This is a genomic window from Alphaproteobacteria bacterium, assembly GCA_015231795.1.
In the GTDB taxonomy this organism is placed as follows: domain Bacteria; phylum Pseudomonadota; class Alphaproteobacteria; order Rhodospirillales; family WMHbin7; genus WMHbin7.
This window is the reverse complement of record JADGAX010000004.1, coordinates 1-13667: the sequence shown is the minus strand read 5'-3', so window position 1 is coordinate 13667 and position 13667 is coordinate 1. Positions and strand designations below refer to the sequence as shown.

Sequence of the window (13667 nt, the reverse complement as noted above, 5' to 3'; positions counted from 1 at the left end):
GCCTTGCTCCTATTGCAAGACAGGGGCTTGTCATGAGCCGATACCCGCCGCCAGTTGCGATTCACGGATATAGCGCAAAATCATGGCGACCTGATCTTGCGTCACCTCGGGCTGTGCCGGCATGTCGCCGAAAGGCCAGTGATGCGCCTTCACGCCATTTTGCACGGCCATGTAAAAAGATATGTCGGAATGGTGGCCGGGTTTGTAGATGCGATGGATCAGGGGCGGCCCTTTGTCGGTGCCCATGGCGTCGAGGCCGTGACATTCGCCGCAATTCTTTTCGAAGACCGACTTGCCTTCCAAGGCGGCTGTGGACAGGCCGGGCGCCGATGGGCTTGCAACGCTTCCCCGATCCTGGCCGATCCAGAAAGCGATGGCGGCGCCGACCAGCGCAAGGGCCATTGCTAAAAGAAGGACGCGTTTGATTGGCTTGGTCATGGGGAATTTTCTAACACAGCCACTCATGGTTCGCCATGGTCATGGACGGCGCATCGCAGTCATGAAAAACCCCGCGACGCCAGCTAACAGGCATCGCGGGGTTTTTGCAAGACAGCGCTAATTTATACCAAGCGGCAGAAAGTATGACTCATTGCCGCTTGGACGCGGGCAAGGCCCGCGCGCGCCCAAAGGCGCGGGAGCCAAGGGATGCGGAGCATCCCGCCCGGCGCCTGAGGCTTGCATTAATCGGACACGATTAATGCAAAACGGTATTACGCAACCGTGATGCTGGCTTCTTCCTTGACGGCGACGTTGTTGTCGTCGGTCCAGATGAATTCCAGCTTGCCGCTTTCGGTGGCCACCGTAAAGAAGGACAAAATCGGGTTGGCCGAAACCGAGGTGTCGAAATCGGCTTCGAACACCGTGGCGCCGTTGTACTTGCAGACGAAGGACTTCAGCATCAGACGGGGAACCGTCTTGCCCGAGGAATCCTTGCGCATGCCGGTTTCCATATCGTGCTGGATGCGGGTCTTGATTTCGATCACCTCGCCCTTCTTGGCGGACGAGGGAACGCGCACTTGAGCTGCTGCCATGTTCGTATCTCCTAACGATGTCCGCTCAGCAGCCGCCGGCGGTGACTTTGACTTCTTTCTTGGCGCTGAAGGCTTGGCCATCGCTCATGACGGCGACTGCAAGCACGTTCTGCGTCTGCGCCATGCGAATGCGGATGGCGAATTCCGCCTTGCCCGCGCGCGGCCCGATCTTGACCGACAGCACGACGGGGCGGGGATTGCCTTCAGCGAAAATGTGAATGGCCGTCACGTGATCCTTGTCGGTCATCGGGCTTTCGACCTTGACCGTCATCGGAACGCTGGCGCCGTTCTCGGCGATCTCGGGCAGTTCCAACGTCACCTTGCCCGGCTTGACGGCGGCGTTGTTGGTCAGCTTCTTGACGGCGGCATCGACCTCGGCCGGGGTGGCCTGGGCCGTGCCCGGCATCGTGCCGGTGGCCGCGAAGGCCAGCAAGGCGGCGCTGGCCAGAAGCATCTCGCGCCGGGTCAGGGCGGACGGTTTCAGTTCACTAGACATTCACGACTCCTCTTTCATAAACCGAATATGAAAATCAGCTGCGCACGAAGACGGCGCGAAGACCGCCCATCACGCTGCCTTCCTCCATCGAGCGCAGGCCCCAGACGCCGCCGATGCAGATCGAAACCAGGGCGATCACCGAGCTTAGGGCCAGCGTCGACATGCCGGTCAGGCCCTGGCCGAAGGTGCAGCCCATGGCCAGCACGCCGCCCACGCCCATCATGGCCGCTCCCAGAAGGTGGCGCTTCATGTCGGAAGCGTCGCTGAAAGCCTCGATATGGAATTCGCCGGTCAGGATGGCGGCCAGGAACGATCCCGTCACCACGCCGATCACGGCGGCGACGCCGAAATTCATCTTGGACCCCGTAAAGGTCATCAGATATTGCATCGTGTCGCTGGTGGGGCCGACGAAGGTGTAGGAGGTCAGGGGCAGGGGGTCGAATTCGTCAGCCCCCAGGATGCCGGAAACCGCCCAGCCGCCGGCGATGATCAAGCCGATGGCGACGCCGCTGAACAGATGCACCGGCGAGGTCAGGAACTCTTTGCTTTTCAAGCAGAAGATCAGCAGGCCGCCCGCCACGATGGCGATGGCCGCGATGCGCGCCGTCGCCGCTTCCAATCCCAGGCTGCCCAGAATGGCGGGAATGCCCTGGCTGGCAATGCCCAGAGCCTTGAAATCCAGATTGGTTCTTTCCAGCTCGATGCGGGGCACCGCGATCAAGCCGCGCATGGTCATATAGCCGGTAAAGCCCAGGACCAGAACGACGACCAGCGATTTCAGGTTGCCTGCCCCCAGACGCACCAGGGTTTTGTTGCCGCAACCGCCCGCCATGGTCATGCCATAGCCGAACAATAGTCCGCCGATAATGGCGCCCGCCCAGCCCAGGCTGGGAGTCAGGAAATTGGCCTTGCCGATATCCAGCATGCCCGCCATGTGCATGCCCTGCGTGCCCAGGATGGCAACGGCGACGGCCAGCATCCACGAACGGAAGCGCCGCCAGTCTTCCATGAAGACGATGTCGGACAAGGCGCCCATGGTGCAGAAATTGCTTTTCAGGGCCAGGGCACCCAGCACCCCGCCCAGCAGAAAGGCGCCTAGCGTGACCTTCGTTAAGACATCCATCTCGAACACGTTCATCCTCCCAAGCCGGTTTCAAGCCGCAGGCCCATTGGGGCTTGCCTCTCATTTTGCTTATATAACTACATGAAGAAATAGCGGCCCGGCAAGCCGCCTGCGTAAGTCTTTGTCAATGATAAGATTTGCTGACGCTAAATTAGATAAATTTAATATTGCCTTCATTTCATCAGGATTGATCCGTATCAAAATCGGGCATTGTCAGCGGCTTCGCGACTTGATACTTTTTGCCTAATAAAGACGTAAAAAGCGCGAACCACTTAACGTCACAGACTCCCGGGGAGGATCGACACAATGACCAAACGTCTCTTAACAGCCGGACTCTGCGTGGCCGCGGCGCTGCTTGCAGCGCCTTCGGCCCGCGCCATGGATGCCATTTCAGTTGCCGCCGACGCTTGCGCCGGTTGCCACGGCACCGATGGACGCAGCCTTGGCTCGATGCCTGCTTTCCACGAAAAGAAGCCTGCCGAGCTGAAGCAGATTCTGCGCGAGTACAAGAGCGGCAAGCGCGAAGCCACCATCATGGACCGTATCGTCAAGGGTTATTCCGATAAGGACCTTGACGCCATGGTCGACTATTACACTGCCAAGAAGTGAGGGGGACCAGCGCTATGACAAAGATTTCACGCAGGACTTTTAACGGTCTCCTCGGCGCCGCTGGCGCTGTTTCGACGTTCGGCATCGCCGGTTGTACGACGGGTTCCGAGCGCGTCGTGGTTATCGGCGGCGGTTTTGGCGGCGCCACGGCGGCCAAATATCTGAAGCGTTACAATCCGGCTCTCGACGTCACTCTGATCGACGCCGAGAAGACGCACTTCACCTGCCCGTTCTCGAACGCCGTTCTGGCGGGCATGTTCCCGATGTCGTTCATCGAACGCAAGTTCGACGCGCTCTCGGCCAAGCATGGCGTCAAGGTGGTCAACGCCACCGTCACCGCCATTGACGGCGCCGCCAAGAAGGTGGTGACTGCCGACGGCCAGTCGTTCAGCTACGACAAGTGCATCGTGTCGCCCGGCATCGACATGAAGTGGGGCGCTTTGCCCGGCTATGACGAAGCCGCTTCGCACATCATGCCGCACGCTTGGAAGGCCGGTCCGCAGACCGCGCTGTTGCACAAGCAGTTGGAAGCCATGCCGGACGGCGGACATGTCATCATTTCTTCCCCCGCCAACCCCTACCGCTGCCCGCCCGGCCCGTACGAGCGCGCCAGCTTGATCGCCCACTATCTGAAGGCCAAGAAGCCCAAGTCGAAGGTGATCATCCTCGACTCGAAGGACGACTTCGCCAAGTCGGGCCTGTTCAAGGAAGGTTGGGAGAAGCTCTACGAGAAGCATCTCGAATGGGTCCCGGCGGCCAAGGGCGGCAAGGTCATGAGCGTCGACGCCAAGGCTGGCGTCGTCGCCACCGACTTCGACAAGTTCAAGCCCGCCGTGGCCAACATCATTCCGCCGCAGTCGGCGGGCATGGTGGCCATCAAGTCGGGCTTGACCAACGCCACCGGCTTCTGCCCGATCAATCCGAACACGTTCGAATCGACCCAGGTCAAGGACGTGTATGTCATCGGCGACGCTTGCATCGCCGGCGCCATGCCGAAGTCGGGTTACTCGGCCTCCAGCCAGGCCAAGGTGGCGGCTGCCGCCATCGTGGCGACGCTGAAGGGCAACACCCCGGTGCCGTTCTCGGCGATCAATACCTGCTACAGCCTCTTGAACCCCGATTACGGCATTTCGGTTGCGGCGGTCTATGCCGTGACCGAAGGCAAGATCGACGGCGTCAAGGGTTCCGGCGGCGTCAGCCCCAAGGGCGCGAATGCCCAATTCCGCAAGAAGGAAGCGGATTTCGCTACCGGCTGGTATCAGAGCATCAGCCAGGACAGCTGGGGCTGATTCACGCAGCTTAACCTGCCCGCTTAAAGCCTCGCCCGCTCCCTCAAGGGGGCGGGCGTTGGCTACCCGGCGGGGGTATTGCTTGGCAGTCGGAATGTGACTAGCACTGTTGGTGGGAGAATGGCGGGACGGGCGACCGGACCGTAACAAAGTTCAAGAGAAAAGGAATGTTGCGATGAGGATTCTTGGTCTGACGATGATCGCCGCTTTGGCGTTGATGGTGGGGTTGACCGGTTCGGTCCTTCCGGCGGCTGCCGCCGAGGACGTATCCGCCATGGCCAGGGGCGGCAAGCTCTATGACAACTGGTTCAAGGAATTGAAGCAGTCCCGTCCGGAAGAGACTCACCCCGCCTATCCGGCTTCGGGCAAATATCCGAAGCAGTCCTGGCGTTGCAAGGAATGCCACGGCTGGGACTTCAAGGGCAAGGACGGCGTTTACGGCAAGAACGACCACGCCACCGGCATCAAGGGCGTTGCGGGCATGGCGGGCAAGGATCCCAAGGCCATCGCCGCCGCCGTCATGGACGCCAAGCACGCCTATGCGGGCAAGCTGGGCGCGCAGGACGCCGCCGATCTGGGTCTTTTCATCTCGAAGGGCCTGCCCGATCTGAACAAGTATGTCGATGCCGCCGGCAAGCCGAAGGGCAACGCCGCCAAGGGCGAGGTTTATTTCAACACCCTGTGCGCCGGTTGTCATGGCGTTGACGGCAAGAAGGTCAGCACCGGCGCCGCCGTTGGCGCTTTGAAGACCGACCCCTGGCAGCTTCTGCACAAGTCGCTGAACGGGCAGCCTGCCGAGGCGATGCCGGCTCTCCGCTCGCTCGACCCTGCGGTCTCGGCCGACATTCTGGCTCATGCTCAGTCGCTGCCTGAATAATGCCTTCGTCCAAGAACCATAGCGAGACTGCCGCCGACGCAACGGGTGCCGCTCATCACGAGCGGCACTCGAAGCGGCAGCCTTCGAAAAAGAGGTCCTGGTGCAAAAGCCTGGGCTTCTTCGCCATTATTTTCATGGCGGGTGTTTTCGGCATGGCAGGTTTCGTGACCGCCATCGAATGGACCAACCGCACCGAATTTTGCACCTCGTGCCATTCGATGCAGTTGAACTATGACGAGTACAAGGAATCGATCCACTACAAGAACCGCTCGGGCGCCCATGCCCAGTGCCATGATTGCCATGTTCCGAAAGAATTGGGTCCCAAGCTGGTGCGCAAGTTCTTCGCGGTCAATGACATCATCGCCGAAATCAAGGGCACCATTGACACGCCCGAGAAGTTCTACGCCAAGCGAGCGGAACTGGCTGATCGCGTTTGGGTCTATATGATCAAAAGCGATTCAAGGGAATGCCGCAACTGCCATACCTACGATTCGATGGATGTCATGAAGCAGAGCAATGCCGCCAAGCTCAGGCATCCGCAGGCGGCGCTGGAAGGCAAGACCTGCGTTCAGTGCCACAAGGGCGTGGCCCACAAGCTGCCGCCCAGGGAAGACTGAATATTATTTCCATGCGGAAGTGAATATCGCCGACAACGCCTTCAAGCGTTGTCGGCGTTTTTTTGACCGAGCTTACTTGGCGAGGCGCTTCTTCAAGAGATCGGCGACCGACTGGATGATCTTGACGCGGGCGTAGTTCTTGTCATTGCCCTCGACCAAAATCCAGGGCGCTTGGCGCGTGCTGGTGCGCTCGACCATTTCGTTGACCGCCGTCTCGTAATCGTCCCACTTGGCCCGGTTGCGCCAGTCCTCGTCGGTCAGCTTCCACTTCTTGTAGGCGATGGTCTCGCGCTCCTTGAAGCGGCGATATTGCTCTTCCTTGGTGATGTGGACCCAGAATTTGGCCAGCACCGTGCCGTGGAAGGCGATCTGCTCTTCGAAGTCGTTGATTTCCGAAAAGGCGCGGTGCCATTCCTCGTCCCTGGCGAAGCCTTCGACGCGCTCGACCAGAACGCGGCCGTACCAACTGCGGTCAAAAAGGGTCAGACGACCGGCTCTCGGCATATGGCGCCAGAAGCGCCACAGATAATGTTGGGCGCGCTCCTCGTCGGTGGGGGCGGCGACCGGGGTCACGCGGTAATCGCGGGCGTCCAGGCTGGCGGTCAGGCGGCGAATGGCGCCTCCCTTGCCCGCAGCGTCCCAGCCTTCGAACACCAGCAAGGTGGATATGCCCCTGGCCTTGGCCTGGCGGTAGAGAAGGGCCAGTTCGGCGCGCGCCTTCTTCAGCGCCAAGCCGTATTCCTTTTTTTCATACTTCAACGTCATGTCCAGCGCCGACAGCACGGTGCGCGGCTGAAGCTGGCCCTGTGGCGTCAGAGAAACGGTCGGAACCTCCAAACCGGCCTTCGCCTTGTCCTTGCCCTTGCCCGGTTTTTTAGCGGTGGAAGCCTCGGCCTTCTTCTCGAGCGTTTTGATTTGGCTGTGAACATTGGCCAGTTCGGCTGTGCGCTTGGCGTTGGCCGCGGCGGCCAGTTCGGCGATCAGCTTGCGCTTGGCCGCCCGCTCGGTCATGTGCTTTCGGATGGCGTCGCGCACCAAAGTCAGCACGGTCAGGCTGCGAAAACGACTGTCCTCGCCTTCGACGATTTCCCAGGGCGCATAGCCGGTGCTGGTCTTGCTGATCATATGTTCTGCCGTATTGATGAACTGGTCGTAATTCTTCCAGTTCTTCCAGTCCTGCTTGGTCACGCGCCAGCTTTGCAACTCGTCCTTTTCCAGCGACTTCAAGCGGCGCTTCTGGGCCGACTTGCTTAGGTGCAGCCAGAATTTGACGATCAAGGCGCCGTCGTCGGCCAGGGTCTTTTCGAAGGAGTTGACTCGGTCAAGCAGGCTTTCGAATTCGGCGGTGCTGGCTTCCTTGCGCACATGGCTGTTGATGGGGTGCGAATACCAACTGCTAAGGAACAGGCCTACTTGGCCCTTGGGCGGCAGATCGCGCCAGAAGCGCCAATAGAAGGGGCGCTCGCGCTCTTCGTCCGAGGGCATGCTGTAGGCGCGGGTCGCGATCCAGCGCGGGTCCATCCATTCGTTCAGAAGGTTGACCGTTTCGCCCTTGCCGCCGCCATCCACCCCGGCAAAGACCAGGATGACTGGAAAGTCGCAGCCGCGAAGCTCGTTTTGCAGCGTCAGCAGCTCGTATCGCAAATCCTGGGAAATGCGGTCGAAATCTTCCCTGGAAACTTTTTGGCCAAGTTCGGCGGTCTGGAACATCTTGATCCCCCATGAATTCCTGGTACCCCGTGCCATCCTGGACCAGGAGAGGGGGGAAAACAAGGATTCCTCTTGACCTGATGGCCGCTTGGACGCATCAAAGGGCGGTTTTCAACCCAACGCAGGAGAGCGGATGCCGAAGGAAGATGTGATCGAGTTTTCAGGAATCATCGCGGAAATTCTACCCAATGCCATGTTCCGCGTGAAACTCGACAACGACCATGAGATTTTGGCCCATACATCGGGCAAGATGCGCAAGAACCGCATCCGGGTGCTGGCAGGAGACCGCGTGAACGTGGAAATGACACCTTACGACCTCACCAAGGGGCGTATCACCTTCCGATTCAAATAGAATGGATTCCAGGGTCAAAACTCATGAACCCCGCGAGACGCGCTTCTGAAGAAAATGGCCGAATGAAAGGAAGAACGCGATGAGCGTATCGGGAATACGGTCGAGCGTTTTGACGCATCAGTCGGCCATTTCCTTCGAAGCCCGGAGGGACGCGGTGATTTTGCCGCCCGAATACGTTGCTTGCCCCTTGTGGACAGCCAGTCCACGGCAGGTCAAGCGCCTGTTCGGACGACAAAATCTCCAGCGTCGCGTTCGTGGCGTTCATGAGTTTTGACCCTAGGCCAACTTTGATCCTGGCCTCGGCCTCGCCGCGACGGCGTGAGCTTTTGGCGCAAATCGGCGTCCAGCCCAAAGCGTTTGACCCCGCCGACTGCGACGAGACCCCGCTGCCCAACGAATTGCCCGAAGGCCATGCGCGCAGGCTGGCCTATGAAAAGGCCCGTCTGGTGGCGGGGCGCCATCCGGGCGCTTTCGTGCTGGGGGCCGATACGGTGGTGGCGCTGGGACGGCGCATTCTGCCCAAGGCGGAAAGCCCCGAGATGGTGGCCGATTGCCTAAAGCGCCTGTCGGGCCGCCGCCATAAGGTTCTGGGCGGCATCTGCCTTCTGGGGCCAGACGGGCGGCACTGGGACCGGCTGGTCAGCACCACGGTCGCCTTCAAACATCTGGAGAGCCGGGAAATCGCCGCCTACGCCGCCGAAGGCGAGGGCGAGGGCAAGGCGGGCGGCTATGCCATCCAGGGCACCGCCGCGGCCTTCGTGCCCTTTCTGTCCGGTTCCTATTCGAACGTGGTGGGTCTAGCCCTGCACGAAACCTATGCCTTGCTCAAGGGGGCCGGGGCGATATGAAGGCGGCAAGGGCGCAGATAGCGTTCGCCCGGCGCTTGAGGGAGAAAAATATATGACCACGCAGTTGGTCGTCTCGGTCTCTCCCGGCGAGCGGCGCTACGCCCGCATCGAGGATGGGCGGGTGGTGGCGATCAGGGCTGCGCGCGACCAAGGAGCGCCCTATCTGGGCGCCATCTATCTGGGCCGGGTGGTTCGATTGGAGCCGGGCATTGGCGGGGCCTTCGTCGAGATTGGTTTGTCCAGGCCGGGATTTCTGAATTTGGGCAAGCGCCGCTTGGGCGAGGGCGATGCGGTGGCGGTTTGCGTCAAGGCCGATCCCTACGGCGAAAAGGGGGCGCGTCTGTCCCTGGACGTCCCGCAAGGTTTGGAAATTCCCGAAGGCGCCAAGCCGCCCTTGCGTTTGCAAGCGCCTGCCGACCCCCTGTCCGAACTTCAGGCGAGGGGGAAGGCGGACGAGATACTGGAAAACAAGCCCGGTTCCGCCCAGGATCCGTTCGAGACCAGCGGGGCCGCCGAGGCCCTGGATGAGGCGCTGTCGCCGTTGGTCCGCCTGCCTTCGGGCGGGCGGCTGCTGATCGAGCGCACGGCGGCCCTGTGGGCGGTGGATGTCGATACCGGGGCGCAGAAAGGCCCCGACGCCCGTTTTCGCGCCAACCAGGAAGCCGCCATCGAGATCGCCCGCCAAATCAGGCTGCGCAATCTGGGGGGGCGCATCTTGGTCGATTTCGCGGGCCTGCCCAGGAACCGGCTGGGCAAAATCGTGGGCCTTCTCAAGGACGAGTTGGCCAGGGACGAGACGAAGGTCCATCTGGGCGGCACAACCCCGCTGGGACTGGTCGAACTGGCCAGAGAGCGGCGCTCGGCCTGTCTGGCCGATCTTTTTCTTGGTCCCGAAGCCTTGGCCTGCGCGGGGTTGCGGGCCGCCTTGTCCCTGGTGCGCGCCAATCCCGCCGCCCGGCCCCGCCTGATTTTGCCCCCGGCGGCGGTTGACCTGCTAAGGGGGGGCATGAACCAGGCCCTAGCTATGGCCGAAGAACGGCTTGGACATGCTATCATATTGGAATCAGGAGAAAAGTTGGAGGTGCTGACCCAATGAACGGACCCCGTTGCCCGGTGTGCGGCAAGCCCATGGACGTGAAGCTGAAACCGTTCTGTTCGCGCCGTTGCGCGGATCGGGACCTGAACCGCTGGCTTTCCGAGGGCTATGCCATTCCGGCGGAAGAACAGCCCGCAAATGACCTTCAAGAGGCCGATCCGGGACTTGATCGATTGACAGAACGCCCCGAACCCCTATGATCCGCCCCGCATGACAGAACACGAACCTTCCGAACCCACCGTCGAGCCGATCGAGAGCGCCAATAGCGCCAGCGAGCCGGATGGCGACTTCCAGTCCGAACCTCTGCTCGTTGCCGAGCCGGAGAACGAGGCCCGCTACCCGTCCGAACCGGATGAGGACGAGCAACCGCTCGCCCATCACGAGGAGCATCTGCCTCCGCCGCCGGTTGAGGAAAAGGTCACCTTCCTGGAACTGGGTTTAAGCCACGACGTTTTGCGCGCCATCGCCGACGTCGGCTACGAACATCCCACCCCCATTCAGGCCGAAGCCATTCCCGTGGTGCTGATGGGCCGCGACGTGCTGGGCACGGCGCAGACCGGCACCGGCAAGACCGCCTCTTTCACCCTGCCGATGATCGAGATTTTGGGGTCGGGCCGCGCCAAGGCGCGCATGCCGCGCTCGCTGATCTTGGAACCGACGCGCGAACTGGCCGCCCAGGTGGCCGAGAATTTCGATCTCTACGGCAAGTATCACAAGCTGTCGAAGGCGCTGCTGATCGGCGGCGAGTCGATGGACGAACAAGTGCGCAAGCTCGATCGCGGCGTCGACGTGCTGATCGCCACGCCGGGACGCCTGCTCGATCTGTTCGAGCGCGGACGCATTCTGCTCAACGACGTCAAGATCCTGGTCATTGACGAAGCCGACCGCATGCTGGACATGGGCTTCATCCCCGATGTCGAGAAGATCGTCTCCAAGCTGCCCAGCATGCGCCAAACGCTGTTCTTCTCGGCTACCATGCCGCCGGAAATCCAGCGCCTTGTCGATACGTTCCTGTTCAGCCCGAAGCGCATTTCGGTGGCTCCGCCCGCCGCCCCCGCCGCCAATGTTCAGCAGGCGCTGATCATGGTCGACGAGTTGGACAAGCGCGAAGCGCTGCGCCGCCTTCTGAGCGCCGAGGACGTCAAGAACGCCTTCATCTTCTGCAATCGCAAGAAGACGGTGAACATCTTGTACCGTTCGCTCAAGCGCCATGGTCTGGACGCCGCCGAATTGCATGGCGACATGTCGCAGCCCGAGCGCATGCGCACGCTGGATTCCTTCAAGAAGGACGAAGTGCGCCTGCTGGTCTGTTCCGACGTGGCGGCGCGCGGCATCGACATTCAGGGCGTGTCGCACGTCTATAATTTCGATCTGCCCTTCCATGCTGAAGACTATGTGCACCGCATCGGACGCACGGGCCGCGCCGGTCTTTCCGGTCGCGCCTACTCCTTGTGCACGCCCGAAGACGCCAAATTCCTGGCCGCCATCGAACAGATGCTGGGCAAGGAAATCCCCCGCGAGACCATCGAGGGACTGGCCGTTCCGGAAATGGGCGTCGCCGATGGGGGCGAAGGCCGGGGCCGTGGCCGCAATGGCCGCGACCGTGGTGTTCGGGGTGGCCGCGAGCGTGGCGACCGTCCGGGACGCGACCGGGGCCGTGGCCGCGAGCGAGAGAAACCAAGCGAGACCGAGGCGCAAGTCGTAGCGGACGCCGTGGTGGAAAGCGCTGCGCCGGTTGCGGCGCATGGCGTCGATCCATCGCAAGCCGATCAGCCCGAGGTGAAATTCGAACCGGCCCTGCGTTCGCATCGCGAGCGCGAGCCTGGCCGCGAGCGCGGCGGGCGAGACCGCAATGACCGTGACCGGAATCGCGACAGAGGGCAAGATCGTGGCCAGGATCGAGACCGTGGACGCGACCGGGGCCGCAGATATGGCCGCGACGACGATGGTGACGATACGCCGGTGATCGGCTTCGGCGCCGACATTCCCGCTTTCATGCAACGCGCCGTGAAATTGCCGCCGCTTCGCAAGCCGGGCGAATTGGACGAGTCCGAGATCGACGACGAGGTGATCGAGGACGAAGCCCCCGAAAGCCCGGCCCTGGGCATGATCGAGGAAATCGAGATTCCCGACGACGACGAGGTGGACGTGCTGGGCGATTCCCCGGCAACCGCCGATGCCGCCCCTCTGGACGAAAGTGCAGAAACGAGCGACGATGACGATGCGGACGACGCCGCCGATGAAGACGCCGACGAAGACGGGGCGCAAGAAGAACCGGCGCAGGCGTCGGAGCCGGACGCCACAAGGGAACCACCGACAGGGAACTAGGCCATGCAGACCATCTTCGTCATGATCAAATGCGAACTGGGCAAGGCCTATGAGGTGGCTGACGAATTGGTGGAAACCGATCAGGTCAGCGAGGTGCATTCCATTTCCGGCCAGTATGATCTGCTGGCCAAATGCTATCTGGAAGCCGGGGCCGATATCGGCCACTTCGTCACCGAAACCATCCAGACTCTGCCCGGCATCAAGGACACTTTCACCCTGATCGCCTTCAAGGCGTTCGGGTAGAGTTTCAAATCGCTTATCAAACAAAAACAAGCCTACCTGCGGGACATAAATGCGCTGAAAAGAGGGACCTTATTCCAAGTGGAATGGGCGATCTCTGGCGGTTGAGCATGTGTTCTTCAGGGAGATCGGTATGTCCGGCAAGGCTCGTTCAAAAGACAAATCCGCCAAGCAAGTAGAAGCCAAGGCTACCGAAGCGGCACCGCCACCAGCAACCACTCCAACGCCATTGCGCCAACCCTCTGGCCCTGCCGAGGTATTGGGCGACGTGGTCTGGCTGATGACGCAATCACCCAACCACAAACATCTGTTCATCGCCGATCTGGAATGGCTGGTGCTGCCGCCGGTCATGCTGCGCCAGTTCAGGCTGGTGCGCGGCAAAGACAAACCGCAGGCCTTTGTCACTTGGGCGATGCTGAACGAGGAAGCCGAACAACGTCTGATGGCGGGTCACACGCGCTTGAGGCCCAGCGATTGGAATGCGGGCGACAGGGCCTGGATCGTCGACCTCGTCGCCCCCTTCGGTGGGCAAGAGGCAGTGCTGAAAGAAATCAAGCAACGCCTGTTCGCCGATAAGCCGTTGAAGCTGCTGCAACCGGGCAAAGACGGCAAACCGGTGGCGGGCGAAGTGAAGAAATTGGGGTCAGAGTCACTGCTGTCCCACAGGGTTTGTTGAATCGGTTCAAAGGGCTAACTCCCACTGGGGTGACGCTCTTGTCGAAGGCAGTCCTTCGCCCTTAAGCAAAGCCAAGAGATCGCGTCGCAAGAAGAGGTTAAGCTGGAGCAGACGGGCGATTTGCTGCAACGACATTTCGACGCGGGCCAAGAATTTCAGATAGGCCAGCAAAAGGCTGACGCACAAGGCGATCCAGATTTGCGTCAGGACGGCATTCTTGGATGTGCCGACGAAGCCCTTGAGCTTCAGGTTCTGTTTGATCCATTTGAAGAACAGTTCGACCTGCCAGCGGGATTTGTAGATGTCGGCGATGGTTCTGGCAGAAGTCCGCCTTACCGGCATTTTGGCACCGGGCAAGAACATCGGCCACTTCGC

16 protein-coding genes and 1 pseudogene are annotated in these 13667 nt (G+C 61.1%); 11 read left to right on the top strand and 6 right to left on the bottom strand.

Annotated elements, in window-relative coordinates; all coding sequences use genetic code 11:
* Positions 1–30: 30 nt before the first annotated feature.
* The 4 genes from HQL44_10015 to HQL44_10000 form a co-directional block, all read right to left on the bottom strand.
* Positions 31–438, bottom strand: a complete 408-nt coding sequence (locus tag HQL44_10015) for a cytochrome c (GenBank protein ID MBF0268917.1) — start codon at positions 436–438, stop codon at positions 31–33.
* Between the two features lie 272 nt (positions 439–710).
* Positions 711–1031 carry a thiosulfate oxidation carrier complex protein SoxZ gene (soxZ, locus tag HQL44_10010; GenBank protein ID MBF0268916.1) on the bottom strand — a complete coding sequence of 107 codons (321 nt, stop codon included), beginning with the start codon at positions 1029–1031 and terminating at the stop codon, positions 711–713.
* 25 nt (positions 1032–1056) lie between these two features.
* The gene (soxY, locus tag HQL44_10005; GenBank protein ID MBF0268915.1) at positions 1057–1485 is read right to left on the bottom strand and encodes a thiosulfate oxidation carrier protein SoxY; all 429 of its coding nucleotides are present in this window, start codon (positions 1483–1485) and stop codon (positions 1057–1059) included.
* A 76-nt stretch (positions 1486–1561) separates the two neighbouring features.
* Positions 1562–2665, bottom strand: coding sequence for a YeeE/YedE family protein (locus tag HQL44_10000; protein ID MBF0268914.1), 1104 nt, complete (start codon positions 2663–2665; stop codon positions 1562–1564).
* A gap of 291 nt (positions 2666–2956) precedes the next feature.
* Here HQL44_10000 and HQL44_09995 point away from each other — a divergent pair, with 291 nt between their 5' ends.
* From HQL44_09995 to HQL44_09980, 4 genes are all read left to right on the top strand, one after another.
* Complete coding sequence (locus tag HQL44_09995; GenBank protein ID MBF0268913.1) at positions 2957–3259, top strand: sulfide dehydrogenase; 303 nt, start codon at positions 2957–2959, stop codon at positions 3257–3259.
* Positions 3260–3273: 14 nt separating this feature from the next.
* Entirely contained in the window at positions 3274–4548 is a 1275-nt protein-coding gene (locus tag HQL44_09990) for an FAD-dependent oxidoreductase (GenBank protein MBF0268912.1), read from the top strand.
* Positions 4549–4723: 175 nt separating this feature from the next.
* On the top strand, positions 4724–5425 hold the full coding sequence (locus HQL44_09985) for a c-type cytochrome (GenBank protein MBF0268911.1): 702 nt from the start codon (positions 4724–4726) through the stop codon (positions 5423–5425).
* Complete coding sequence (locus HQL44_09980; protein MBF0268910.1) at positions 5425–6042, top strand: NapC/NirT family cytochrome c; 618 nt, start codon at positions 5425–5427, stop codon at positions 6040–6042. Before HQL44_09985 ends, HQL44_09980 begins: the two co-directional genes overlap by 1 nt.
* A 72-nt stretch (positions 6043–6114) precedes the next feature.
* Here the strand turns inward: HQL44_09980 and HQL44_09975 are convergent, their stop codons facing one another.
* Positions 6115–7752 carry a polyphosphate kinase gene (locus HQL44_09975; GenBank protein ID MBF0268909.1) on the bottom strand — a complete coding sequence of 546 codons (1638 nt, stop codon included), beginning with the start codon at positions 7750–7752 and terminating at the stop codon, positions 6115–6117.
* Between the two features lie 133 nt (positions 7753–7885).
* On the opposite strand from HQL44_09975, the gene infA reads away from it, so the two are divergent.
* The 7 genes from infA (at position 7886) to HQL44_09940 (ending at position 13292) form a co-directional block, all read left to right on the top strand.
* Positions 7886–8104, top strand: coding sequence for a translation initiation factor IF-1 (gene infA, locus HQL44_09970; protein ID MBF0268908.1), 219 nt, complete (start codon positions 7886–7888; stop codon positions 8102–8104).
* A 263-nt stretch (positions 8105–8367) separates the two neighbouring features.
* On the top strand, positions 8368–8952 hold the full coding sequence (gene maf, locus HQL44_09965; protein MBF0268907.1) for a septum formation protein Maf: 585 nt from the start codon (positions 8368–8370) through the stop codon (positions 8950–8952).
* A gap of 52 nt (positions 8953–9004) precedes the next feature.
* Entirely contained in the window at positions 9005–10048 is a 1044-nt protein-coding gene (locus HQL44_09960; GenBank protein MBF0268906.1) for a ribonuclease E/G, read from the top strand.
* Positions 10045–10248, top strand: coding sequence for a DNA gyrase inhibitor YacG (gene yacG / locus HQL44_09955; protein ID MBF0268905.1), 204 nt, complete (start codon positions 10045–10047; stop codon positions 10246–10248). Before HQL44_09960 ends, yacG begins: the two co-directional genes overlap by 4 nt.
* Before the next feature lie 10 nt (positions 10249–10258).
* Positions 10259–12376: a DEAD/DEAH box helicase gene (locus HQL44_09950; GenBank protein MBF0268904.1), complete on the top strand. Its 2118-nt coding sequence runs from the start codon at positions 10259–10261 to the stop codon at positions 12374–12376.
* A gap of 3 nt (positions 12377–12379) precedes the next feature.
* Positions 12380–12619, top strand: coding sequence for an Lrp/AsnC ligand binding domain-containing protein (locus HQL44_09945; GenBank protein MBF0268903.1), 240 nt, complete (start codon positions 12380–12382; stop codon positions 12617–12619).
* 130 nt (positions 12620–12749) lie between these two features.
* Positions 12750–13292, top strand: coding sequence for a toxin-activating lysine-acyltransferase (locus tag HQL44_09940; GenBank protein MBF0268902.1), 543 nt, complete (start codon positions 12750–12752; stop codon positions 13290–13292).
* Positions 13293–13298: 6 nt separating this feature from the next.
* Here the strand turns inward: HQL44_09940 and HQL44_09935 are convergent.
* Positions 13299–13604, bottom strand: a pseudogene (locus HQL44_09935) (transposase).
* Between the last annotated feature and the right edge of the window lie 63 nt (positions 13605–13667).